Source organism: Hydrogenophaga sp. (assembly GCF_026125825.1).
Lineage (GTDB): Bacteria > Pseudomonadota > Gammaproteobacteria > Burkholderiales > Burkholderiaceae_C > Hydrogenophaga.
The window spans coordinates 80,920-104,905 of the sequence record NZ_JAHCKK010000005.1 but is presented as its reverse complement, the minus strand read 5'-3'; the positions used below and the strand labels follow the sequence as shown (position 1 = coordinate 104,905).

General features: G+C 70.1%; 23 protein-coding genes. 9 read left to right on the top strand and 14 right to left on the bottom strand.

Translation table 11 applies throughout. The features are described from left to right. Both KIT86_RS04175 and KIT86_RS04170 read right to left on the bottom strand, forming a co-directional pair. On the bottom strand, positions 1 to 220 hold a 220-nt coding region (locus KIT86_RS04175; protein ID WP_297395294.1), incomplete at its 3' end, for a hypothetical protein. A gap of 130 nt (positions 221 to 350) precedes the next feature. After that, complete coding sequence (locus KIT86_RS04170) at positions 351 to 860, bottom strand: cupin domain-containing protein (protein ID WP_297395292.1); 510 nt, start codon at positions 858 to 860, stop codon at positions 351 to 353. A gap of 101 nt (positions 861 to 961) precedes the next feature. On the opposite strand from KIT86_RS04170, the gene KIT86_RS04165 reads away from it, so the two are divergent. The 3 genes from KIT86_RS04165 to KIT86_RS04155 all read left to right on the top strand — a co-directional run bounded on the left by KIT86_RS04165 (position 962) and on the right by KIT86_RS04155 (position 3,447). Continuing rightward, complete coding sequence (locus tag KIT86_RS04165; RefSeq protein WP_297395290.1) at positions 962 to 1,537, top strand: DUF2889 domain-containing protein; 576 nt, start codon at positions 962 to 964, stop codon at positions 1,535 to 1,537. 57 nt (positions 1,538 to 1,594) lie between these two features. Next, the gene (locus KIT86_RS04160; protein ID WP_297395289.1) at positions 1,595 to 2,497 is read left to right on the top strand and encodes a c-type cytochrome; all 903 of its coding nucleotides are present in this window, start codon (positions 1,595 to 1,597) and stop codon (positions 2,495 to 2,497) included. Between the two features lie 248 nt (positions 2,498 to 2,745). Then, positions 2,746 to 3,447: a helix-turn-helix transcriptional regulator gene (locus KIT86_RS04155; protein ID WP_297395287.1), complete on the top strand. Its 702-nt coding sequence runs from the start codon at positions 2,746 to 2,748 to the stop codon at positions 3,445 to 3,447. Positions 3,448 to 3,451: 4 nt separating this feature from the next. Here the strand turns inward: KIT86_RS04155 and KIT86_RS04150 are convergent, their stop codons facing one another. The 5 genes from KIT86_RS04150 to KIT86_RS04130 form a co-directional block, all read right to left on the bottom strand. Beyond that, a complete protein-coding gene (locus tag KIT86_RS04150) occupies positions 3,452 to 4,537 on the bottom strand; it encodes a hypothetical protein (RefSeq protein WP_297395286.1) in 1,086 nt (361 codons plus the stop codon). Positions 4,538 to 4,635: 98 nt separating this feature from the next. Continuing rightward, the gene (locus KIT86_RS04145; RefSeq protein WP_297395284.1) at positions 4,636 to 5,082 is read right to left on the bottom strand and encodes a universal stress protein; all 447 of its coding nucleotides are present in this window, start codon (positions 5,080 to 5,082) and stop codon (positions 4,636 to 4,638) included. Between the two features lie 25 nt (positions 5,083 to 5,107). After that, a complete protein-coding gene (locus KIT86_RS04140) occupies positions 5,108 to 5,539 on the bottom strand; it encodes a response regulator (RefSeq protein ID WP_297395282.1) in 432 nt (143 codons plus the stop codon). Beyond that, positions 5,536 to 8,187: a PAS domain S-box protein gene (locus tag KIT86_RS04135; protein WP_297395281.1), complete on the bottom strand. Its 2,652-nt coding sequence runs from the start codon at positions 8,185 to 8,187 to the stop codon at positions 5,536 to 5,538. The genes KIT86_RS04140 and KIT86_RS04135 overlap by 4 nt, the downstream gene beginning before the upstream one ends. Further along, positions 8,184 to 9,149 carry an ABC transporter substrate-binding protein gene (locus KIT86_RS04130; RefSeq protein ID WP_297395280.1) on the bottom strand — a complete coding sequence of 322 codons (966 nt, stop codon included), beginning with the start codon at positions 9,147 to 9,149 and terminating at the stop codon, positions 8,184 to 8,186. Before KIT86_RS04130 ends, KIT86_RS04135 begins: the two co-directional genes overlap by 4 nt. A 314-nt stretch (positions 9,150 to 9,463) precedes the next feature. On the opposite strand from KIT86_RS04130, the gene KIT86_RS04125 reads away from it, so the two are divergent. Genes KIT86_RS04125 through KIT86_RS04115 form a run of 3 tightly spaced genes read left to right on the top strand, consistent with a single transcriptional unit; the run spans position 9,464 to position 12,386 of the window. Further along, the gene (locus KIT86_RS04125) at positions 9,464 to 10,510 is read left to right on the top strand and encodes a PHB depolymerase family esterase (protein ID WP_297395278.1); all 1,047 of its coding nucleotides are present in this window, start codon (positions 9,464 to 9,466) and stop codon (positions 10,508 to 10,510) included. Beyond that, a complete protein-coding gene (locus KIT86_RS04120) occupies positions 10,507 to 11,313 on the top strand; it encodes a trypsin-like peptidase domain-containing protein (RefSeq protein ID WP_297395277.1) in 807 nt (268 codons plus the stop codon). Before KIT86_RS04125 ends, KIT86_RS04120 begins: the two co-directional genes overlap by 4 nt. Beyond that, positions 11,310 to 12,386, top strand: a complete 1,077-nt coding sequence (locus tag KIT86_RS04115) for a histidinol-phosphate transaminase (RefSeq protein WP_297395275.1) — start codon at positions 11,310 to 11,312, stop codon at positions 12,384 to 12,386. Before KIT86_RS04120 ends, KIT86_RS04115 begins: the two co-directional genes overlap by 4 nt. 15 nt (positions 12,387 to 12,401) lie before the next feature. Here the strand turns inward: KIT86_RS04115 and KIT86_RS04110 are convergent, their stop codons facing one another. Further along, a complete protein-coding gene (locus KIT86_RS04110; protein WP_297395273.1) occupies positions 12,402 to 13,640 on the bottom strand; it encodes a LysR family transcriptional regulator in 1,239 nt (412 codons plus the stop codon). Between the two features lie 110 nt (positions 13,641 to 13,750). Here KIT86_RS04110 and KIT86_RS04105 point away from each other — a divergent pair, with 110 nt between their 5' ends. Both KIT86_RS04105 and KIT86_RS04100 read left to right on the top strand, forming a co-directional pair. Continuing rightward, positions 13,751 to 14,737, top strand: a complete 987-nt coding sequence (locus KIT86_RS04105; protein WP_297395271.1) for a tripartite tricarboxylate transporter substrate binding protein — start codon at positions 13,751 to 13,753, stop codon at positions 14,735 to 14,737. A 2-nt stretch (positions 14,738 to 14,739) separates the two neighbouring features. Further along, the gene (locus KIT86_RS04100; RefSeq protein WP_297395269.1) at positions 14,740 to 15,702 is read left to right on the top strand and encodes an MBL fold metallo-hydrolase; all 963 of its coding nucleotides are present in this window, start codon (positions 14,740 to 14,742) and stop codon (positions 15,700 to 15,702) included. A gap of 14 nt (positions 15,703 to 15,716) precedes the next feature. Here the strand turns inward: KIT86_RS04100 and glxR are convergent, their stop codons facing one another. From glxR to KIT86_RS04075, 5 genes are all read right to left on the bottom strand, one after another. Continuing rightward, positions 15,717 to 16,601, bottom strand: coding sequence for a 2-hydroxy-3-oxopropionate reductase (glxR, locus tag KIT86_RS04095; RefSeq protein ID WP_297395267.1), 885 nt, complete (start codon positions 16,599 to 16,601; stop codon positions 15,717 to 15,719). Between the two features lie 35 nt (positions 16,602 to 16,636). Further along, complete coding sequence (locus KIT86_RS04090) at positions 16,637 to 17,425, bottom strand: aldolase/citrate lyase family protein (RefSeq protein WP_297395266.1); 789 nt, start codon at positions 17,423 to 17,425, stop codon at positions 16,637 to 16,639. A 39-nt stretch (positions 17,426 to 17,464) separates the two neighbouring features. Further along, positions 17,465 to 18,805 (bottom strand): glucarate dehydratase, encoded by a 1,341-nt coding sequence (gene gudD / locus KIT86_RS04085; protein ID WP_297395265.1) that lies wholly within the window; start codon positions 18,803 to 18,805, stop codon positions 17,465 to 17,467. A 129-nt stretch (positions 18,806 to 18,934) separates the two neighbouring features. After that, entirely contained in the window at positions 18,935 to 19,885 is a 951-nt protein-coding gene (locus KIT86_RS04080; protein ID WP_297395263.1) for a tripartite tricarboxylate transporter substrate binding protein, read from the bottom strand. Positions 19,886 to 20,121: 236 nt separating this feature from the next. Then, complete coding sequence (locus KIT86_RS04075; RefSeq protein WP_297395262.1) at positions 20,122 to 21,156, bottom strand: LacI family DNA-binding transcriptional regulator; 1,035 nt, start codon at positions 21,154 to 21,156, stop codon at positions 20,122 to 20,124. A gap of 87 nt (positions 21,157 to 21,243) precedes the next feature. Here KIT86_RS04075 and garD point away from each other — a divergent pair, with 87 nt between their 5' ends. Then, positions 21,244 to 22,830 (top strand): galactarate dehydratase, encoded by a 1,587-nt coding sequence (gene garD / locus KIT86_RS04070; RefSeq protein WP_297395260.1) that lies wholly within the window; start codon positions 21,244 to 21,246, stop codon positions 22,828 to 22,830. Positions 22,831 to 22,851: 21 nt separating this feature from the next. Here garD and KIT86_RS04065 read toward each other — a convergent pair whose 3' ends face one another. Further along, entirely contained in the window at positions 22,852 to 23,727 is an 876-nt protein-coding gene (locus KIT86_RS04065; RefSeq protein ID WP_297395258.1) for a hypothetical protein, read from the bottom strand. Between the last annotated feature and the right edge of the window lie 259 nt (positions 23,728 to 23,986).

The following is a 23,986-nucleotide window of genomic DNA, read 5'->3' as shown; positions in this document are numbered from 1 at the left end:
TGTCCTGCGCCGCGGTGGCGCCGCCCTCCGCGCCCCATCGGCCGGCCAGGGCCTGCGGCGGGGTGGCGGCGCGGCCTTCGCGGCCGGAGCCGCTCTGGGCCTTGCCTTCGTTGCCTCCCGCCTGCACGGGCTGCACGGCGGCAACCGGCGACACCGGCGCGACGGCGGTGGAAACCGGCGTCGGCCAGGCAACGGCGGTGGTGCTAGAAACGTTGAGCATGGGCTACCCCTCACGGCGGCCACCGGGCGAAACAGGCCCGGTGTTCTAGCCGGGTTTTCGGCCAGGGGCGCCCGAACTTGAGAACTTTCTTCGCCCTGCGGCGCCCATGGCCGACGGACGGGCGGTGGGCCTACACGCCCCCGGTGGGGTGCGTCGGGTCCACCCAGAGCACCTGCTCGGGTTTTTCCACCGGCTCGATGTCCAGGTTCACCGCCACCGCCTGCCCGTCGCTGCGGCACAGCACGCACTCCAGCACCTCAGTGGCGCTGGCATTGATCTCCTGGTGCGGCACGTACGGCGGCACATAGATGAAGTCCCCCGGGCCGGCCTCGGCGGTGAACTCCAGCTGTTCGCCCCAGCGCATGCGGGCCCGGCCACGCACCACGTAGATCACGCTCTCCAGCGGGCCGTGGTGGTGGGCACCGGTCTTGGCGTCGGGGTGGATGGTGACGGTGCCGGCCCAGAGCTTCTGCGCGCCCACGCGCGCGAAGTTGATGGCGGCCTTGCGGTCCATGCCCGGGGTGGAGGGCACGTTGCCATCGAGCTGGTTGCCCGGGACCACGCGCACGCCGTCGTGCTTCCAGGCCGGATCGGGGCGGTGATCGTGTCCATGGGGCGCGTGGGGATGCTCGTGGGCCATGTTCGGGTCTCCTGGTCGGGTCTTCAGTGTGCCAGCAAGCGCGGGCACGCGCCTGGCGGGAAAATGCGGGCCTGCCCCCCCCATTGTCCGGAGAACCTGTCTTGCCCCTGCCCACTCCCGCTCCCCGCACGCCCATGCACACCCGGCGCGTCACCTACCAGGGCTTTCGGCGCGACGACGGCCTGTGGGAGGTCGAGGGTGAACTGCACGACAGCAAGCCCCACGACATCGACATCCACGACGAAGGCCGCTGGCTGGCGGGCGAGCCCATCCATCACATGCGCCTGCGCGTCACCTTCGACGACAGCATGGTGATCCACGCCGTCGACGTGGCCATGGACGCCTTCCCGCACAGCCCCTGCCCGCAGGCGATGCCCCAATTGCAGCGCATGGTGGGCGAGGTGCTCGGGCGCGGCTGGCGCCAGACCATCCAGCGTCACCTGGGCGACGTCCAGGGCTGCACGCACCTGCGCGAATTGCTGTTCAATCTCGCCACGGCGGCTTTCCAGACCTGCGCAGACGCGGGCGCATTCGCGCCCAAGGGCGACGGCCGCCCGCCCGCGCACCTGGGCCAGTGCGTGGGCTGGGACTTCAACGGGCCGGTGGTGGAGCGTGTGTACCCGATGTTCTTCCGCTGGCAGGCGCCGGCCAGGCCCACCGGCACCACCTTGCCCTAGCCGCCGCGCGCGGGCGCGGCATGGCCTGTGCTGGGCAGCGCAACGAGGAGCAGCGCGATGGCGAGAAAGACGTGGATGCGTGGGGTGCTCGGTGTGCTCGGGGCGCTGGTCGTCCTGGCCGCCTTGCTGGTGGGGCTGGGCCTGTACCTGGCGCAGCAGAAGATGCAACGCCGCGTGGAAGTCGCGGTGCCGGCGGTGGCGCTGCGCGACGATGCGGCGTCGATCGAACGCGGCAGGTACCTCTATGCCTCGCGCGGCTGCGTGGACTGCCACGGCGCCAACGGCGCTGGCCGCATGTTCCTCGACGATGGCAAGGGCATGCGCATCGCGGGCCCCAACATCACCACCGGCGCGCAGGGGGTGGTGGCCGCGTACCAGCCGCAGGACTGGGTGCGCAGCATCCGCCACGGGGTGAGCCCGCAAGGCCGCCCGCTGATGGTGATGCCCAGCGAAGACTACAACCGATTCACCGACGCCGACCTGGCCTCGCTCGTGGCCTATGTGCGCTCGCTGCCCCCCACGGCCGGCCATGGCGCCATCGTGGACTTGCCGCTGCCGGTGCGCGTGCTCTACGGCCTGGGCGCGATCCCCGATGCCGCGTCCCGCATCGACCACACCCTGCCACCTCAGCAGCCGGTGCCCGAGGGCGTGACGGTCGAACACGGTGCCTACGTGGCCAACATGTGCATCGGCTGCCACGGCGCCGGCCTGGCGGGCGGCAAGGTGCCCGGTGGCCCGCCCGACTGGCCCGCTGCCGCCAACCTGACGCCGGGCGAAGACAGCGCGATGGCGCGCTACCCGGACGCGGCGTCCCTGGCGAAGATGTTCCGCAGCGGGCAACGCCCGGACGGCCAGGCGGTGCAGGTCATGCCCTTCGAGTCGCTGCGGGCCATGAGCGATACCGATCTCAACGCGCTCTATCTCTATCTGAAGACCTTGCCAGCTCGGCCCAAGGGCTGAGGTTCTCTCGCCTTCACCTCGCAAGCGCCCCGTTGCGCCCCGTTGCGCCCCGCTGGATGTGCAAGCGTTGACGCGCGCGCGCCTGCCCGCCGGGCGCAAGATCGATGTCAACCGCGATGAACTGCCCGAGACCGCGAGGACCGTGCCGCAGGAAGGGGGACAAGGCGCCTGACGCACCTTGCTCACGTTTTGGCCCGCACCGAAACGTGAGAGGGTTTGCGCGTCCCGCACTGCGTTACGCTGGCCCCATGAACGCCCCGCACGAACCTCGCCTCGCCCGCGTGGCCGCCATGGTGGCCGACCCGGCGCGCTCGCGCATGCTGTCCTACCTCATGAACGGCGAGTTCGCCAGCGCCGGCGAACTCGCCAAGGCCGCCTCGGTCACCCCCGCCACCGCCAGCGGCCACCTCACCCGGCTGCTGGAGGCGCGCTTCGTGGTCTGCGAACCGCGCGGGCGCCACCGCTACTACCGGCTGGCCGACGCCGACGTCGCCCACGCCCTCGAAGCGCTGGCCCTGGTGGCCGAGCGCGACGTGCACGACCAGGCCTGGGCCCACCCCGAACGCCAGCGGCTGCGCTATGCGCGCTGCTGCTACGGCCACCTGGCAGGGCGTCTGGGCATTCTGCTGCACGATGCCCTGCAAGCCCGCGAGGCATTGAGCACCCAGGCGGAGGGCTATGCCCTGACCGACGCCGGCCATCGCTGGCTGTCGGGGCAGCTGGACCTGCAGCCCGAGCCACCGCGCACCAGCCGCCGCTTCGCCTACCCCTGCCTGGACTGGTCGGAGCGGCGCGACCACCTGGCGGGCCAGCTCGCGGACGACATCCTCCAGCACCTCACCCGGCAAGGCTGGCTGCAACGCGGCACCGGCCGGGCATTGGCGCTCACGGCCAAGGGGCAGCGCGAGCTGCTGCCCCGGCTGGAAGCGGCGGCCGGCCGACCCGCCTGAGCCCTCAAACGGCCTCGAAGGCCAGCGGATTGCGCCCGCTGCGGGTGGAATGCGCGCGCCGCGAGAGGTAGGTGACCGCGTCCAGGAAACCCGTGCAGCGCACGACGCCCACGTCCAGATCGGCCACACCCACGCTCGGCGGCAAGGCCTGGGCCCAACCGTCGAAAGGACCGGGGTATGGGGCCAGCGCGTAAAACTTCTCGGTGGCCGTGCGCCAGTCGAGCGGGCCCACGCGCTCGAGCAGGTAGAGCAGCCAGGCTTCGGTGGGCGACAGCCGGTAGAGCGTGAAGCTGACGTTCGGCGCGTGCGCGGGCGCGCAGGCGTAACGCGGCGCCTGCCTCGGATCGGGCCGTGTGCTCGGCCCGTAGAACAGCGGCGGCGGGCGGGCATCGACGACGGTGGCCGGGCCGCCGGCGGCGTCGGCCATGGCAAGCCAGTTGGCGTAGATCTGGCGGCTGCGCGCCTCCAGCCGGGCCTGCGCGGCAGCGACCAGGCCCAGCGTGTCCGGGTGGTGGGCCCAGGCAAGCTCGCCGTGCTGCGCGAGGTACTGCTCGGCCGCCTGGCGATCGCGCAACACCGAGCCCGGGGGCAGGCGGCAGCGAAACACCAGCTGCGCGCAGCCGGTCTGGGGCGGCGGGAGCTGGCCCTCGCCGACCATCACGAACAGGTGCAGGTCCGCGCCGGTGTCGAGCCGCGCCTGCGCCACCGGTTCGTCAGGCGCCGCTTCGGCCCGCCATTGCAGGCCGCCCATGGCCTGGGCACCCCATTGCACGTCTTCGTGCACGTTGATCAGCGCGCGCACGATCGCCACCCGCTGCTGGTACGGTGGCAGCGAAAGCCCCCCGGCCTCGCCACGGGTCTGCACGTGCTCGACCATGAGACGGCGCAACATGCGGTCTGCCGCGGTCTCGCATTCGGGCCGCTCCTGCGAGGCCTCGTGCGCAAAGTGCCACTCGTTGGCAGCGCCCTGGCGCGCCACCAGCGCACTGCCACACACCGGGCACGAACAGCCGCAGACGGCCCCGCGCTCGACTTCGCCGATAAAGCGAAGTGCGCCGGAAGCATCGGGGGCGGCAAACAGGAGGGTCACAGGCAGAGAGGGGAAAGGGGAGAAAAACCGATAGGCGATCGTTGAACGAGCGAAGAGCCGGCCTGGGCCGGCTCCTCGATGCGGTGCTGCCGCAGGCGTCAGTCGGGCGTCGCGTCCTCAGGCACCTTCACCAGGGTCACGGGCACCGGCGAGCGCTGCACCATGTCCTGCGACACCGAGCCCAGCACGGCCGAGCGCAGACCGCCGCCGCGCGTGCTCATGATGACGGCGTCGCAGCCGTGGGCCTCCAGGATCTCGGCCAGGCGGTGGGCCGGGTCGCCGCTGGCCACGGCCGACTCGACCTGCAGCCCTGCGGCGCTGAGCAGGGCGACCGCCGGGCGCACGAGATCGCGCCCGGCGGCCTCGCTCACCTGCTGCAGCACCGCTGGATCGTGCGCGACCACCAGTTCGTAGAGGTTGGCCGCCTCCTGCACGTTCGCCACGACGAAGCGCGCCTTCAGGCCCGCGCCCACGAGCTGCAGTGCGTGGTGCACAGCCCGCAGGGCGTGCGAGGAACCGTCGACGGGGATCAGAATTTTCAGCATGGTCGCTCCATTCCTGGGTGTGTGGTCAATAGGGCCGCTCGTTGAGCACGCACCAGTACAGCTCAATGCGCTCGGCCACCTCGATGAACTTGCTGAAGCTCACCGGTTTCTCGATGTACGAGCTCACCCCGAGATCGTAGGCGGACTTCAGGTCGCTGTCCTCCCGCGACGATGTCAATATCACCACAGGAATGCGGCGAAAGCGGGGATGGTCCTTGAGCTGCTGCAGCACGTCCAGGCCATGCACGCGCGGCAGGTTGAGGTCGAGCAGGATCACCGAGGGCAGGCCTTCGCCCGCCTCCCAGCGGGCCATCCAGGCCAGCGCCTCCTCGCCGTCGCGCGCCACGTGGATGGTGCTGGAGAACTTGCGCTTGTTGAAGGCCCGCAGGGTGAGGTCCATGTCCATCGGGTTGTCCTCCACCAGCAGGATGGGCGGCTGGGGCTTGACGGCGATCATGGCGGGAACTCCAGAAAGAACGTGGCGCCCTGGCCCGGCGCGCTTTCGGCCCACACGCGCCCGCCCATGCGCTGCATCGCCTTGGCCACCAGCGCCAGGCCCACGCCGGTGCCGGCGTAGTCCTCGGCGCGCTGCAGGCGCTGGAAGATGCCGAAGATGCGGTCGTGGTACTTCATGTCGAAGCCCACGCCGTTGTCGCGCACCCAGAGGATGCGCCGCCCCGCCTCGCTGCGCGAGCCGATCTCCACCCGGGGTGGCTGGCGGGCCTGGCTGAACTTGATGGCGTTGCCAACCAGGTTGCGCAGCACCACCGCCAGACCCTCGCGGTCGAGTTGCAAGGTCATGGGTTCGAGCTGCAGGCTCACCTCGGTGCGGGCCGCCTGGATGTCGGCGGCGTGCCCTTCGAGCACCAGGTCCAGCAGCGGGCCCAGTTCCACGGCCTGGTGCTCCATGGTGCGGCGCTCCATGCGCGAATAGTCCAGCAGGTCCGAGATCAGCGCGCCCATCTGCTGCACGCCGCGCCGGATGCGGCCAATGAACTGCCGGCCCTCTTCGTCCAGCCGCTCGCTGTGCTCCTCCAGCAGCAGCTGGCTGTAGCCGTCGATGCCGCGCAATGGCGCCTTCAGGTCGTGCGAGACGGTGTACGAGAACGCTTCGAGCTCGCGGTTGGCCGCGCTGAGCTGCTCGGTGCGCTCGGCCACGCGCTGTTCCAGCCGGGCGTTGATGCGCTCCAGGTTCATCTGCGCCTGCTTGATCTGGGTGATGTCCAGCAGCGTGCCGCTGTAGTGGTGGCCGGCGTTCTCCGCGAGGACACGGCACTCGACGCCGCCGCGGAACCAGCGCTCGGGCCCGAGCGAGGGGTGGCGGCGGAACTCGGCGTGCAGGCGGCCCCGGTTGCTCGGCATGGCGCTCATGAAACGCGCCACGCGTTCGCGGTCGTCCGGGTGCAGGCAGTCAAGGTAGTCCTTGAGGGTGGGCGGCGGGCCCAGCGCCATGTCGCGGCCGATGTTGCGGTACATCTGGCGCGACCACCAGATGTGTTTGGTCTGCGAGTCGTACAGCCAGCTGCCCAGGCCCGCCATGGCCTCGGCTTGCTCCAGCAGGCCTTTCTGGTCGTTCAGCGCCTGGCTGGTCTGCAGCCGCTCGGTGACGTCCTGCACGATGGAGAACAGATGCTTGAGCGCGCCATCGGGCTCGCGCACCGCTCGCACGTGGATCTCCGTGTGCACGAGGCTGCCGTCGCTGCGCCTGAAGCGCTTGTGCATCTGGTAGCTGTCGGTCAGGCCCGCCTTCATGCGATCGAGCAGCGCAAGGTTGCGCTCCAGGTCGGGTGCCGGGGTCATGTCCGACCAGGTGCGTTGCAGGAGCGCCTCGCGGGAATAACCCAGGATCTGGCACAACCGGTCGTTGACTTGCAGCCACCGGGTGCTGTGGGGCGAAGAGATCGCCATGCCGATCAGCGGCAACTCGTAGAACAGCCGCTGGAACTCGGCCTGCTCGCGTTGCGCGATCTGCGCTTCCTTCTGCACCGTGATGTCCAGCAGCACCCCGCTGATGGCCGTGACTTCGCCCTGGGCGTTGCGGGTGAGCGCGCTGCGGTCGTCGATCCAGATCCAGCGGCCGTCGGCGCAGCGCAGGCGGTACTCCTGGCGGTAGGCGTCCGGGCCGTGCTGGAGGTAGCCCTCGATCTCGGCGTTGACCTGGTCCACGTCGTCGGGGTGGATCAGGTCGTCGTAGGTCATGCGGCCCTGCAGCAGCGGCTCGGGTGCATAGCCCCACTGGGCGATCGAGGGGCTCACGTAGTGGATGGGACAGCCGACCACGTTGTACCACTCGATCACCACCAGCGGCGAGCGGTCCACCACGTCGTTCATGCGCTGCAGCTGCGCGTGGCTGGCCTGCAGGCGCTCGGCCATGCGGTCGGCGGCCGCGCCGATCAGCGCAAGCTCGTCGCGCCCCTGCAGCCCGGTGCGCGCCTGCAACTGGCCCTCGCCCATGGCCGTGAGCGCGCGGGCCAGTTGCTCGGCGCGCCGGAACCAGACCCAGTGCAGCAGCAGCGCGAGCAGCCCCACCAGCGCCAGCAGGACCAGGCCCTCGCGCATCACCTGCGTGCGCATGCCGGCGAAGCGCACGGCCATGGGTTGGCTCAGGTCGACCACGGTGAGCAACTCGTGCCCCGGCTCCAGCGCCGCCCGCCCGAACAGCAGCGCCGATCCGGCCGGGCGGGCCACCTGCAAGGTGGCCCCGGCCATGGGTTCGGCCAGCAGGGGCTTCACCCCGGCGAGTTCGGGGTACAGGCCTTGGAGATCGACGAAAGGCAGGCCGATGTCGGCGCGCATCAGCGACGCCAGCACCGTGCCCCGGGCGTCGATCAGATAGGCGTGCTGCATGCCGCTGTACAGGCCCAGCCCGCCCACCAGCCGGCGCACCAGCAGCGAGTTGGGATTGCCGGTCTGGGCGCTCAGCCGGCTCTGCTCGACCCCAAGGCGTTCGCGCAGGCGCCGCGTCTCGTTGTCGGTCACCTGCTGATCGACCTCGCGCCACTCCAGCAACAGGTTCACGCCCGTGGTCGTGAGGGCGAAGGCCGCCAGCAGAAAGGGCGCCAGCCAGCGCGCCGGAAGCGAGAGCAGGCGGGCCACCGGCTTCATGGCAGGGGACCGGAGGCCGGCGCGCGCAGCGCCGCAGCGGTGTCGATCAGTGCGGCCCAGTTGGGCGGCGAGCGCAGCAGCCCCAGCTCCATCAGCAGGCGGGCCACGCCCTCGCCCTGCCGTTCCAGCGGGGCCGGGTGGCCGGTGAGCATGGCCAGGGATTCCTCGGGCGAATAAAAGCGCAGCCCGCCCATCACCGCCTGGTACTGCGCGGGCGTCAGGTCGGCACCAGGCGCGAGCGAGGTGGCCGCGCCGCCGGGGTCCAGCCGCATCACGTTGAGGCCGGCGGCCCAGGCCGCCAACAGCGCGTCCACCGCCTGCGGGCGCTGGCGCAGCACCTCGCTGCGCACCACCAGCACGTCGACGATCTCACCGGGCATCTGGCGGCTGTCGAAGATGGCCCGATAGCCCAGGGCCTGGATCGGCCCGGCGATCGGCGCGAAACTCACCGCGGCGGCCACGCGGTCGCTCAGCAATGCGGTCTGATGCTGGGTGGCGTCCATGCGCACGACGGTCACGTCTTCTCGCCGCAGGTGGGCTTTGCGCAGCAGGCGTTCGAGCACCAGCGTGCCCACGGTGGCGTCTTCCACCGCGATGCTCTCGCCGCGCAGCTTCTGCAGGCTGGTGATGCGCGGGGCGGCCACCACGACGTCGGCACCGGCCGAGGTGTCCAGCAGCGCGATGATGCGCACGTCGAAACCGCTGTCGACCAGGCGCAGGGCCTCGTCCATGGTGAGCCCGGCCGCGTCCAGCAAGCCGTTGCGCAGATGGCGCAGCGCCTCCGCGCTGGAGATGAGCTCCACCACCTTGAGCTGCCGGGCATCGGCCAGGCCGCGATCGCGCGCGAGCACCAGCGGGTCGTAGCCCACCCAGGTGTTGAGACCGACCACCAGCGGCGGCTGCGGCGGCTCGCTGCAGGCCATGAGGCCCACCAGCGCGCCTGCGCAGGCGATCCAACACACGGCCGCGCGGACACGCGACCGCCACCCGAGGACACCGTGTCCATCGGGCCCCCCTTCGAGCCCTGAATTGCCTCGCATCCCATCCATGAAACCATTCTGTCACCATCAAGGGCGGTTTCGGACCGCCGGGCGCCGCGACTGGCCGCAAAACTGAACTTTTGCGCGCTTTCCCACCCCCACTGCACATGATCCACCGACCCGTCCTGCTCCCGCACGAAGCCCGTGGGGGCCGAGCGCATCCGAAGGGGGCACGGGCTGCGGCTGTCCTGCACCCCGACCCGGCGCGCGGGCCGCGCCGCACGGGCTGAGCGCGCGTGGCACGCCGGCGTTCCGCATCGGCCTGGGTCAAGGCCTTCAACCGCAACCTGCGCGCGATGGCGCGTGCCACCACCCGCGCGCCCCGCGCCGCCAAGGCCGTGCGCGCCCGGGCGACCGCGCGCGGCGTGGCCACCGGCCCGGGCGACTGGTTGCCCGGGCTGGCCCTGGGCCCTGGTGGCGCGCGGCGCTACCGGCTCTACCGCCCTCCGTCCCTGCCGGTGGGCGAGAAAGTGCCGTTGCTGGTGATGCTGCACGGCTGCGGCCAGGACAGCGCCGGCTTCGCCGCCAGCACCCGCATGAATGCCCTGGCACGCCGCGAAGGTTTTCTGGTGCTCTACCCCGAGCAGGACCACCTGGCCCACCCGCAGCGCTGCTGGAACTGGTACGACACGCGCAGCGGACGCGCCCAGGCCGAAGCCTCGCTCATCCTCTCTGCGATCGACCAGGTCGTCCTGCTGTACGCGGCGGACCCCGCGCGCATCGCCGTGGTCGGCCTCTCGGCGGGCGCTGGCATGGCCGCGCTGCTCGCCACGCGCGAGCCCACCCGCTTCCAGGCTGTGGTGATGCATTCGGGCGTGGCCCCGGGGGTGGCGGAGTCCACCGCCACCGCGCTTGCCGCCATGCGAGGGCGCCGTCTGTCGGCGCCCGACGCAGCCCCCGCCGGCCCCGCGGCCAAGCCCTGGCCGCCCCTGCTGGTGATCCAGGGCGGCAGCGACGCCGTGGTATCGCCCAGCAACGGTGCGGCCGTGGCGCGGCTGTGGGCGGGGCAGCTGGGCGCCAGCGCCGGCACGCCCCGCGAGCGGCAGCGCGGCCAGCGACACCCCATGCGGGTGACCGATTTCCAGCACCGGGGACGTGCCCTGGTCAGCCTGGTGGAAGTGCCCCGGCTGGGCCACGCGTGGAGCGGCGGCACGGCCAGCCAGCCCTACAGCGACGCCCTCGGCCCCGACGCCTCGCGCATGGCATGGGCCTTTGTCGCGCGCCAGTTCCGCCGGACACCCGGCGGGGGAACGCCCGCGAAACCTGCCACACTGGGCCGATGACGAAAACCACCCGCACCGCCTCCCAAGCCGTCGCCAAGGCGCCCGCCCCCGCCCCCGTGCAGGTGGACCCGCTGTTCCTGGCCGCGCCCCAGGTTTCCACCTTCGTGGGCACCCATCCGCTGACCAACGCCAGCGGGTTCTTCTTCGAGCGCGACGAGCGGCTCTACCTCGTCACCAGCCGCCATGTGCTGATCGACGAAGCCACCGACCACCGCCCCGACCGCATCGAGATCGGCTTGCACATGGACGCGGTCAACCTCACGGTGGCCACCGGCTTCTCGGTGCCCTTGTACGTGGACGGCCTGGCCGTGTGGCGCCAGGGCGAAGACAGCGGCGGCGAGATCGACGTGGCGGTGATCGAACTCGACCGCAGCGCCTTTCCCGCCCAGGCCGTGGTGCGCGCCTTCACGCCAGCGCACCTGCAGACCGCCTTCAACGCCGTGCCGGCCGACACCTCGCTGATGGTGGTGGGCTTTCCGCTGGGCTTCCACGACGTGGTGCACCACCTGCCGGTGCTGCGCCACGCGGCCATCGCCTCGCCCTTCGGCATCCGCTTCCAGGCGCAGGGCTTCTTCCTGACCGATGCGCGCACCCACCGGGGCACCAGCGGCGCGGCGGTTGTGATGCGCGAGCCGCAACCCACCCCGCAAACCGCCGCCCTGCCCTGGAAACTGCTGGGCGTGCACTCCTCGCGCATGGACATGGGCAACCGCGACCTCGTGCTCGACGAGTCGCTCGGCCTGAATTGCGCCTGGTACGCCGACATCCTGCTCACCCTGACCGAAACCGCTCCCGCCGAATGAACCCGCCGCTGCCCGTCCGCCCCGCCGTCATCGCCAGCCCCGACTACCCCTTCTCCCCGGTCACGGCGCCCATCAAGCTCGACCAGAACGAGTCCTTCGCCGACTTCCCTCCCGAACTCAAGGACCTGGCGCTCGAACGCCTGCGCCAGTTGCCCTGGCACCGTTACACCGACCTCAACGCCGAAGCCCTGTGCGAAGCCGTGGCGCGGCACGACGGCTGGTCGCCCGAAGGCACGGTGGTCACCACCGGCAGCAACGTGCTGATCGCCCTGCTGATCCAGCTCAGCGCCCTGGGCGGCGGCCGCGTCGTCACCGTCAAACCCAATTTCGCGCTCTACGGGCTGGACGCCGAGCTGCTCGGCGCCACCCTGACCGAGGTGCCGCTGCGCGAGGACACCTCGATCGAGGTGGACGCGGTGATCGCCGCCCTCGGCACCGGCGCCGGCCTCACGCCCAAGGGGGTGATTTACTTGCCGCGGCCACACGCGCCCACGGGCTCGCTGTGCGAGCTCGACGAACTCGATCGGCTCGCGCAGGCCAGCGCCAACGGCTGGCTGCTGGTCATCGACGAGGCCTACCACCACTTCACCGAACACGACGCGCGCGACCTCGCGCGCCGGCACCCGCATGTGGTGCTGCTGCGCACGCTCTCCAAAGCCTGGGGCCTGGCCGGCCTGCGCATGGGCTACGCACTGGCCGGCGAGGGCGTGGCCCGCCAGCTGCGCAAGCTGGTGCCGCCGTTTGGCGTGTCGGTGCTGCAGACGGTGTGCGCCCAGGTGGCGCTGGAGCACCCCGGCTACGTGAAGGAGCGCGTGGCGCACACCCTGCGCGAACGCGAGCGCCTGTTCACCGCCTTGCAGGCTCACCCGAGCTGGCGGCCCCTGCCCTCGCACGCCAACTTCCTGCTCGTGCGCACGCCCGATGCGGCCCAGGCGCATGCGCAACTGCTCGCGGGCGGCGTGCTGGTGCGCCGGCAAGACCGCCTGCACGGCCTGCAGGGCTGCTTTCGCGTGACCGTGGGCACGGTGGCGGAAAACGACGCGTTCCTGCGCGCGGCCGGGCTGAAGGACTGAGGCGGCACGGGCCGCTCACGGGCCCTGCAGCGGCGTTGGCGCCTTGAGCAGTTCCCAGAGGTAGACGCAAGACGGCGGCCAGGCGAACGCGCGCCGCACGGTGATGCCGATGCGCCGATCCACGTCGTGCAGCGTCACCGGCACGCGCACGAGCGCGCCGCTGGCCAGGTCTTCCTGCACCTGCAGCGGCGACATCAGCGCGATGTGGTCGCTCTTCATCAGCAGTGCGCGCACCAGCGGCGGGCTGTTGGCGTGGAACGCCACCTGCGGCAGCGGCTCGCGGGCAGCGCGGAACGCGCGCTCGAAGGCGGCATGGGCGGGCGTGTTCGCCAGCGGTGCGATCCAGGCCTGGCTTCGCAACTGGCGCAGCGAGCGCAGCCGCCCCGCCGAGGCCAGCGCATGGCCCTGGCGCACCACCGCGATCAGCGACTCCCGGAACAGCTCTCGCTCTTCCAGCTCGGGCGCCACCATGTCGCCGCGCAAGGGGCCGAGGATCATGTCCAGGTCCCCGGTCTTGAGCTGGCGGGCCATGGCGTCGTAGGTGCCATCGCTCACGGTCACCACCACCTTGGGCATGCGCTGCAGCAGCCCGGCCAGGGCGCGCGGCGCCAGCGAGGTGCTGGCCATGGGCAGCACGCCCAGGTGCAGGCGCCCCGTGGCCTCGCCCCGGTAGGCGGACATCTGCTCCTGGAGCACGCGCAGGATGTTGAGCACGCGCTTGAGCGGCGCGAGCATGCGCTCGCCGTCGCGCGTGAGGCGCAGCCCACGCTGGGTGCGCTGCATCAGCGCACGGCCATAGGCCTGGTGCAGCGAGCGCAACTGCTGGCTGACCGCCGGCTGCGACAGGCCCAGCGAACGCGCGGCCTGCGTTTCGTTGGTCAGCTCGGCGCAGGCCACGAAGCAGCGCAGCATCGGCACCGTGAGCACGCGAAACAGGCTCTCCACCTGGCGCCGCAACGGCTGCGGGCAGGGGTCCTGCAGCGGGCCTTCCGAGGCGCTGAGCACCAGCTCGGCGCGCACCGCCGCGCAGCCGCGCACCACGGCCAGCCCGGCGGTGGTGCACACCATGCCCCGCGCCCCGCGATCGAACAGTTCCACGCGCAAGGCCTGCTCGGTCTGCTGGATGGTGCGCGAGACGGTCGAGGGGGAGACATGCAGGGTCTGCGCGGCCACGGCCGCGCTGCCGCCTTCGTGGGCGGCCTCCACCGTGCGCAGGGCGCGCAATCGGGTCACTCCGTCGTCGTTGGGGTCCATGCTGCCATAAGAAGAATGCAACTCGGGCCAAGCATATTGCAGTTGCGCCAGCCTTGCCAAGCCGCGACACTGGACGGCGTTTCCAACCGTTTTCCTATAAGCAGAATCTCATGACCTTTCCCCTCCCCCGCATCACCCGCCGCCAGCTGGTGCTGGCCAGCGCCGCCGGCCTGGCCGTTGGCCACGTTCAGGCGCAGGCTTCCCTGCCCAAGACCATCAAGCTGGTGGTGCCGTTTCCACCGGGCGGCTCCACCGACATCCTCGGACGCGCCATCGGCGCGCGCCTGGCCACGCAGCTGGGCATCACGGTGGTGATCGAGAACAAGGGCGGCGCCGCCGGCTCGGTGGGCGCGGGCGAGGTCGCGCGCATGGCGCCGGACGGCGCCACCATCATGATGGGCCACATCGGCACGCTGGCGATCAACCCGTCGATCTACCCGAAGCTGCCCTACGACCCGGTCAAGAGCTTTGCGCCGCTGGCGCTGGTGGCGCGCGTGCCCAACGTGCTGGTGGTCAACGAGAAATTCCCCGCCACCGACTTCAAGGCCTTCATCGCCAAGGCCAAGGCCGAGCCGGGCCGGCTCAACTACTCGTCCGGCGGCAACGGCAGCGCGGCCCACATCACCTTCGAGTACCTCAAGCAGGAAGCGGGCATCTTCATGCCGCACATCCCGTACCGGGGCGCGGCGCCAGCGGTGAGCGACGTGCTGGGCGGCCAGGTGGAGGCGATCTTCACCGGCTCGCCGGCCCTGATCGCCCACATCCGCAGCGGCCGGCTGCGGCCGCTGGCGGTGTCCAGCCCGCAGCGCATGCCGGCCCTGCCCGACGTGCCCACGGTCGCCGAAAGCGGCTACCCCGGCTTCGATGCGGACCAGTGGTACGGCATCGTCGCACCCGCGGGCCTGCCCGCGCCGCTGATCGCGCTCTACAACAGCGAGATCAACAAGGCGCTCACCTCGCCCGAGGTGGCCCGAGCCCTGGCGATCGAAGGCGCGGTGCCCACGCCCACCACGCCACAGGCCTTCGCGCAGCTCATCGCGCGCGAGATTCCCCGCTGGGCCAAAGTGATCCAGCGCGGCAACGTGAAGGCGGACTGACCATGGCCTCGACCCGGCGCGACTTTCTTCTCTGGGGTGCGGCAAGTTCCACCGCGCTCGCCTTCGGCTCGGCCTGGTCGCAGAGCGCGGGCAACCTCGGCACCGCCCCGTTGCCCGCCCAGGGCTGGCGGCGCTTCTCGCTCGGCTCGGCCGAGGTGATCGCGCTCAACGACGGCGTGGTGCGCCGCCCCCTGGGCGAAGAGTTCGTGCGCAACGCGCCACTGGAACAGGTGAAGGCCGTGCTGGCCTCCCAGCAGTTGCCGACCGAGCACATCGACGTGCCGTACAACGCGTTCCTGCTGGTGGTGGGCGGCAAGCGCTGCCTCATCGACACGGGTTTCGCCGACAACGGGCCCGCCCAGACCGGCCGGCTGCTGGACAACCTGCGCGGTGCCGGCCTGAGCCCCGCGGACATCGACGTGGTCCTGCTGAGCCACCTGCACGGCGACCACGTGAGCGGCCTGCGCCGCAAGGACGGCAGCCTCGTGTACCCGAATGCCACGGTGCTCGTGCCCACGCCCGAATACGACTTCTGGATGGACCCGAAGCGGCTGGAGGCAGCGCCGCCGGCGGCCAAAGCCGGGTTTGTGAACGCGCGGCGCGTGCTGGACGGCTACCCGGCCGACAAGCTGCAGCGCTTCACCCCAGGGGAGCGGTTGCTGGGCGCGGTGGACAGCATCGCCGCCTATGGCCATTCACCGGGGCACACGCTGTTCTCGCTGCGCGGTTCGAGCGCGAACTTCACCTACCTGGCCGACGCGGCGCACTACCCCGCGCTGTTCACGCGCAACCCGGACTGGCAGGTGCAGTTCGACATGGACCCCGAACTCGCCCGCGCCTCGCGCCGCGCGGCCCTGGCGCGCGCGGCGGCCGACCAGGGCATCGTGGGCGGGTACCACTTCCCCTTCCCGGCCTTCGGCCGCATACGGGAGGTGGGCAGCGGCTACGCCTTCGAATCGGCGTAGCCACCAGGGCGGCTTCAGCCCTTGGCGACCTCGTGGTTCGCCATCAGCTCCAGCGCTTTCACCAGGGCGGAGTGATCGAGGTCGGCCAGGCCATTGGCCGCGCAGGCGCTCATGAGCTGCGCGGCGTTGGCGGTCTGCGGCAGGCCCACGCCGAGTTCCTTCGCACCTTGCAGCGCGAGGTTCAGGTCCTTCTGGTGCAGCTTGATGCGAAAGCCGGGGTTGAAGGTGCGCTTGATCATGCGCTCGCCATGCACCTCCAGGATGCGGCTGGCCGCGAAGCCGCCCATGAGGGCCTGGCGCACCTTGGCCGGATCGGCGCCGGCCTTGCTGGCGAAGACCAGGGCCTCGCTCACCGCCGCGATGTTGAGCGCGACGATGATCTGGTTGGCCACCTTGGTGGTCTGGCCGTCGCCGTTGCCACCGACCAGGGTGATGTTCTTGCCCATCAGCTCGAGCAGCGGGCGCACCCGTTCGAACACCGCCTCGTCGCCACCGCACATGATGGTGAGCGAACCGGCCTTGGCGCCGACTTCGCCGCCGGAGACCGGCGCGTCGATGTAGTCGCAGCCGAGTGCATTGATCTTCTTCGCGAACGCTTTCGTGGCCATGGGCGAGATCGAGCTCATGTCGACCACCACCTTGCCCTTGCTGAGCCCTTGCGCGACACCGTTCTCGCCGAACAGCACGGTCTCCACATCGGGCGTGTCGGGCACCATGGTGAAGATCACCTCGGCCTCTTTCGCCACGGCAGCGGCGTTCTCGCAGCGCACGCCGCCGGCGGCCTGGATGGCTTCGGGCACCTGGCTGCGTGTGTGCACGTACAGCGTGTGGCCGGCGTTGACGAGGTGCAGCGCCATGGGCGTGCCCATGATGCCCAGGCCGATGAATCCGATCTTCATGAGAGGCTCTTTCTGCGGTAGGTGGAAAAAAGGGGTCAGTAGCCTTCGGGCGCGGCCTTGGGCTGCGAGGCGCGCAGCGTGGCGAGCACCTGCTGCGAACCAGCGGCGATCAGGCGCGCGTCCGAGCTGATGGTGACGAACTGGAAACCCATGGCGATGCGGCGCGCGGCCGCTTCGGGCGACCCGTTGTGGATGCCCGCGACCAGGCCGTGCGCCTTGGCGCGCGCCAGGATGTGCTCCACCGCGGCGGCGGCCTTGGGATCGAGGTCGTCGAAAGTGGGGTTGCAGCCCAGCGCCAGCGAGAGGTCCGAGGGGCCGATGTAGATCGCGTCCAGACCGGGCGTGGAGAGGATCTCCTCCAGGTTCTCCAGCGCCTGCGCGGTCTCGATCATGGCGAAGGTGACGATGGTGTCGTTCGCGTGCCTGGGGTAGTCGGCGCCACCGTAGAGCAGCGCGCGCACCGGGCCGAAGCTGCGCGTGCCGCGCGGCGCGTAGTGGGTGTAGGCCACCAGTTTCTCGGCGTCCGCCCGGCTGTTGACCATGGGACAGATGACGGCGTAGGCACCGGCGTCCAGCGTCTTCATGAGGATGCCGGGCTCCAGCCACGGCACGCGCACCACGGGCACGGTGTCGGTGGTGGAAATGGCCTGCAGCATCCCGACCATCGCCTGGTAGTCCACCACACCGTGCTGCAGGTCGATGGTGAGCGAGTCCCACCCCTGGTGCGCCATGGTCTCGGCGGAGAAGCTGTTGGGGATGGCCAGCCAGCCATTGGCCACCGCGCCGCCGCGGGCCCAGATTTCACGCAGACGGTTGGGTCTCATCAGGTTCCTTCTTGTTGAGAAATGGGTTCGGGGGGATTGTCAGCGGTCCAGCGCCGCCCGCTTGGGGTTGAAGGTCCAGTTCGGAATCAGGAACTGCATGGCGATCGCGTCGTCGCGCGCGCCCAGGCCGTGCTCCATGTAGAGCCGATGGGCCTTCTCCACCTCGGCCATGTCGAGCTCGACGCCCAGGCCGGGCTTCTTCGGCACCTGCACATGGCCGCCCACGATCTTGAGCGGCTCCTTCGTGAGGCGCTGGCCGTCCTGCCAGATCCAGTGCGTGTCGATCGCGGTGACCTTGCCGGGCGCGGCCGCGCCGACGTGGGTGAACATGGCGAGCGACACGTCGAAATGGTTGTTGGAGTGCGAGCCCCAGGTCAGGCCCCAGTCGCGGCAGGTCTGCGCCACGCGCACGCTGCCGGCCATGGTCCAGAAGTGGGGGTCGGCCAGCGGGATGTCCACGCTCTGCAGCGCCAGCGCATGGCTGAGCTGGCGCCAGTCGGTGGCGATCATGTTGGTGGCCGTGGGCAGGCCGGTGGCGCGGCGGAACTCGGCCATCACCTCGCGGCCCGAGAAACCGTCTTCCGCGCCGCAGGGGTCCTCGGCGTAGGCGACCACGCCCCGCATGTCGCGCATGAGGCGGATCGCGTCCTTGAGCAGCCAGCCGCCGTTGGGGTCGAGCGTGACGCGCGCCTGCGGGAATCGCTCGTGCAGCGCGGTGACGGCCTCCACCTCCTGCTCGCCGCGCAACACGCCGCCCTTGAGCTTGAAGTCGTTGAAGCCGTAGCGCTCGCGCGCGGCCTCGGCCAGGCGCACCACCGCCTCGGGCGTCATCGCGCTCTCGTGCCGCAGCCGGCTCCAGGCGTTGTCGGCATCGGGTTCGCTGGCGTAGGGCAAGTCGGTCTTGCGGCGGTCGCCGACGAAGAACAGGTAGCCCAGCATCTCCACCGCGTCGCGCTGCTGGCCTTCGCCAAGCAGCGCGGCCACGGGCACCTCCAGGTGCTGGCCGAGCAGGTCCAGCAGGGCCGATTCCACCGCCGTCACGGCGTGGATGGTGGTGCGCAGGTCGAACGTCTGCAGCCCGCGCCCGCCCGCGTCGCGGTCGGCGAAGCGGGTCTGCAACCGCTGCAGCACCGTCTGGTGCGCCCCCAGGGGCTGGCCCACCACCAGCTCGCGCGCGTCCTCCAGTGTCTGGCGGATCTTCTCGCCACCGGGCACCTCGCCCACACCGGTGCGCCCGGCGCTGTCGGTGAGGATGAGCAGGTTGCGCGTGAAGAACGGCGCGTGCGCGCCGCTCAGATTGAGCAACATGCTGTCGCGCCCGGCGACAGGGACGACACGCAGTTCGGTGACGCGGGGGGTGGATGAGGCGGTGGTCGGCATGAAAACAATCGAGAAAGGGCTTCCGGAGGGCGATGTCTCATCCAGAGACACCGAGGAACCGGCCTGGCCGGGCCCCTGGTGCCACCCCCTGGAAGGGGGCCGCGCGCAGCGCGGCGGGGGATGGGCCGATCAATCGGCCTTGATGTTCCTGGCTTCGATCAGCTTTTTCCAGCGCGCGAACTCGCTGGCCTGAAACGCGGTGAACTGCTCGGGCGTGTTGGCCACGATCTCGAAACCCAGTTCCAGCAGCTTGGGCTTGATGGCGGGGTCGTTGAGCGCGTCCTTGATGGCCAGCTGCAGCTTGTTCTTCAGATCGGCCGGCATGCCCCTGGGGCCGGAGACGGCCTGCCAGGAGTACACATTGGCGTCCTTGATGCCCAGTTCCTGCAGCGTGGGCACGTCCGGCAGCAGGGGCGAGCGCTGGGCGCTGGTGATGGAGAGCGCGCGCAGCTTGCCGGCCTTGATCTGCGGCATGGCGGTGTTGATGTTCATGAAGGACGAGTCCACCTGATTGCCCAGCAGGTCGGTCATCACGGGGCCGCCGCCCTTGTAAGGCACGTGCACGCCGGTGGTGTTGGTCTGCTGCCAGTAAAGCTCGGCGGTGAGGTGGTCACTGCTGCCGTTGCCGGACGACGCGAAGGTCATCTTGCCCGGGTTGGCCTTCTGGAACGCGAGCACGTCGGCCATGCTCTTGTGCGGCGAGGCGGCGGGCACGACGAGCACGTTGGGCGCCTGCACCGCCACGCTGATGTAGTCCATGTCCTTCGTCGCGTCGTAGGGCACCTTGGTGAGGTGGGGCGCGATCACGTAAGGGCCTAGCGAGGCGACGAGCAGGGTGTAGCCGTCGGGCGCCGAGCGCACCACCTGCGCAGCGCCGATGGTGCCGGTGGCGCCGGCCTTGTTGTCGACCACGAAGGTGCCGCCGAATTTCTCCTGCAGCTTGGGCTGCAGCGTGCGGGCGATCAGGTCGGTGGAGCCGCCCGGGGGGAAGGGCACGATGATCGTGACCGGTTTCTCCGGCCAGGCCATGGCCGCGGTCAGGGTCATGGACGCGCCAAGCGCGCACAGCAGCTTCTTCATGTGTCTTGTCTCCTGTCGTTGAAATCGTGTGACGAAGGGCTCCACTTGGTACCGGTACCAAATGCAGGTGAGGCGAATGGTACCGGTACCAAATTGACGCGTCAAACGGTTTTTTTGGTTGAGCGCCTGGATGGGGATTGGCCAGTGCCTGGGCCTCGCGGGCGCGGGAGCGGCCATGCCGGCCCACCCATGGGCCGAGCGCCGCAAGGTCTCCGGCGACCGGAGAAAGGGCGATCTCAGGTGGTTTCCCGCTCGACGATGGAAAACCCCACGTCCACCACCCGCTGGGCCACCTCGCGCCCCTCGGCCCGGTCGATCAGGCAGCGCGCCGCCATGCGGCCGATGTCCGCGCCATTGATGTGCACCGTGCTCAGCGCGGGCACCATGTCGGCCACGAACGGCACATCGCCGAAACCCACGATCGCCAGGCGGCCCGGGATGTCGATGCCCAGCACCCGCGCCTGCGTCACCACGCCCGAGGCCAGCAGGTCCGAGCTGCAGAACACGGCGTCGACGTCCGGGTCGAGCGCCAGCAGGCGGGTCAGGGCATCGCGCCCGCTCTTGATCGTGCGCGATGCGCCCACGTCCACCACCTCCACCTTCGCCTCGGCCAAGCCGCTGCGCGCCACCTCGGCCGCAAACGCCTTGGCGCGGCGGTCCGCGCGTTCGTCGTCCGCGCGGATCATGGCCAGGCGCCGCCGCCCCTTGCCAATGAGGAACTTCGCCACCTCGCGGCCAATGTCGGCGTGCGAGAACCCCACCAGCATGTCGATCGGCGCGGGCGTCAGGTCCCAGGTCTCCACCACCGGAATGCCCGAGGCCAGCAAACGCGTGCGGCCCTTGCCCGAGTGCAATACGCCCGTGAGAAAAATGCCGTCGGGCCGGCGTCCGATGATCGCCTCCAGCAGCGACTCCTCCCGGCTGGCCGAGTAGCTCGACTGGCCCAGCATCAGCTGATAACCCGCATCGAACAGCGTGCCATTGAGCGACTCGATGGTCTCCATGAAGACCGACATCACCGTGCTGGGCACCACCGCCGCGATCAGCCGGCTGCGCGAGGACGCCAGCCCGCCCGCCATGCGGTTGGGCACGTAACCCGTCTTCTGCACCGCGTCCAGCACCTTCTTGCGCACCTCCACCGACACCTGCTCCGGGGTGTTGAGCACGCGCGAGGCCGTGATGGGCGCCACGCCCGCGAGCTTGGCCACATCGCGCAGGGTGATCGCCCCGCTGCCACGGCGCGAACGCCGGGTGTTGTCGGTTTCTTTCATTTGCGGCTTAGAATGGTACCGGTACCAAATTGATCACATCCTAGCCCGAAACGGCCAGCGATGCGCGCTGAATCATAGGAGATGCGCATGCCCGAGACCCTGGCTTCCTCCCCGGCCGTCGTGCCGCTGACCATCCGCATGCACGCCGCCGACAACGTGGCGATCGTGGCCAACGTGGGCGGCCTGCCGGCCGGCACCGCCCTGCCCGGCACGGCCGTGGTGCTGCGCGAGCGGGTGCCGCAAGGCCACAAGGTGGCGCTGGTGGACCTGGCCCGCGGCGCGCCGGTGCTGCGCTACGGCGTGCCCATCGGCCACGCGCTGGACGACATTCCCGCTGGCAGCTGGGTGAACGAGCGCCTGCTGCAGATGCCCGAGCCGCGCGGCCTGGAGGACCTGCCGATGGCCACCGTCCAGCCCGAGCCCCTGCCCCCGCTGGAGGGCTACACCTTCGAGGGCTATCGGAACGCGGACGGCTCGGTCGGCACGCGCAACATCCTGGCCATCACGCAGACGGTGCAATGCGTGGCCGGCGTGACCGACTTCGCGGTGCAGCGCATCAAGGCCGAGCTGCTGCCCAGGTACCCGAACGTGGACGATGTGGTGGCGCTGGAGCATGGCTATGGCTGCGGCGTGGCCATCGACGCGCCCGACGCGGCCATTCCCATCCGCACGCTGCGCCACATCAGCCTGAACCCGAACTTCGGCGGCGAGGTGATGGTGGTCAGCCTGGGCTGCGAGAAGCTGCAACCCGAGCGCCTGTTTCCCGCCGATGCGATCCCGATCCAGAACGCCCGCGGCAGCGGCGCCGGGGATCTGGACACCGTCTGCCTGCAGGACGACGCGCACGTGGGTTTCATGTCCATGGTCGAGTCCATCCTGCGCCAGGCCGAGGAACACCTGAAACGCCTCGACGCCCGCCGGCGCGTGACCGTGCCCGCGAGCGAGCTGGTGGTGGGGGTGCAGTGCGGCGGCAGCGACGCGTTTTCCGGCGTCACGGCCAACCCGGCCGTGGGCTTCTGCACCGACCTGCTGGTGCGAGCGGGCGCGAGCGTGATGTTCTCCGAGACCACCGAGGTGCGCGACGGCATCGCCCAGCTCACCGCGCGCGCCACCACGCCCGAGGTGGCCCAGGCCATGGTGCGCGAGATGGCCTGGTACGACGCTTACCTCAAGCGCGGCAGCGTGGACCGCAGCGCCAACACCACGCCGGGCAACAAGAAGGGTGGCCTGTCCAACATCGTGGAAAAGGCCATGGGCTCGATCGTGAAGTCGGGCAGCGCGCCGATCAGCAACGTGCTCTCACCCGGCGAGAAGCTCAAGGCCAAGGGCCTGACCTACGCCGCCACGCCCGCGAGCGACTTCATCTGCGGCACGCTGCAGCTGGCCGCCGGCATGAACCTGCACGTGTTCACCACCGGGCGTGGCACGCCCTATGGCCTGGCGCCGGTGCCGGTGATCAAGGTGGCCACGCGCAGCGAGCTGGCGCGGCGCTGGCACGATCTGATGGACCTCAACGCCGGCACGATCGCCGATGGCACGGCCAGCATCGAGGACGTGGGCTGGGCGCTGTTCCACCTCATGCTCGACGTGGCCAGCGGCCGCCAGAAAACCTGGGCCGAGCGCTGGAAGCTGCACAACGCGCTGGTGCTGTTCAACCCTGCGCCGGTGACTTGAGCACCGGCTGGCCGTGTGAGCTTAGTAAGTCAGCGCGCGGGCGCAGCGCACCGGCGTCAAGTCGCCCGCTTTTGCTCCGGGCGTCTGCGTGCCGCTGGCCAGACCGATCGCAAATTCCTGTTGCCAGGCATTCGTCATTGAGGATTGAGTTGAACTCCAGTAGCGTGGAGGCAACCCTGTCAGCGTGCCATCGGCCACGAGGTTCGACTGCATGTTCTCGACGAGAGGCGAAGCGGCAGAACCACAACCCGTGCCAGCGGCGGCCTCGTCGTGTCCCATTTCGCAGATGGCTGGCAAATACCAACCCGATACGCCCCCATTGGAAGAAGTGCTGCAGAGGCCTGCTGCGTAGTTGGAAGGCAGTTCAGATCCCGTGTATTGGGCCAGGATCGCGGCGGTGTTCGCCTGGCCATCCGTGAGGCTCGTGCTGGCGACGACGTCGTTGGTCGTGCTCCACGGCTTCGTCGGCGCGGGGGCTCCCCCCGCGTCGTCCAGTGAAGCCACCTTGCCGCCCACACTACCGGTATCGGGGGTGGTGTCGTCAATGGCAAACACATAGCCACCTTGATACACATTCGCGTAACCGACCACCTGCACCGTCGGCGAGAGAAGGTTGGTGTTGCTGCCGCCCACGCTCAGTGTGACTGGTACCGGAGTGCGGTCGCCTCGGGCGGACGACGGTGTCGCGCCGGGTGTCACCGTGATCGTGCAGCTGGCTCCGGGCGCAAGCGTCGTGCAGTTCGATAGCGTCGTCGTGTCCGTTGGCAGGGCCGGGCTGCCCGTGGCAACGGCGTAGATCACGGCCAGTGCAGGCGCGGTCCCGGTGTTCGTGATCGTGAACTTGCGGGGCTTGCCGGTGAGGGTTGGGGACCTCGCGGTGTCTTTGACCGACAGCACCAACGACGAAGGACTGATCGACAGCGTGGTCGAGGGCGCCGCCCCCCCACCTGTGGGCGCGCCCGCTCCGCCCCCGCTCCCGCCGCAAGCGGCCAACAGCACAGCGGAACACAAGGACATCCAACGGGCGGAAGAAAGGTGACGCAACATGGTGAACACTCTGCAAAATGTCAATGCGCTGACCATACCATTCGTTACAACTCGCCCACGCTCCATGCCCGCCCCAGCTCCCAACAAAGTCACAAAAGAGATTCAAAGC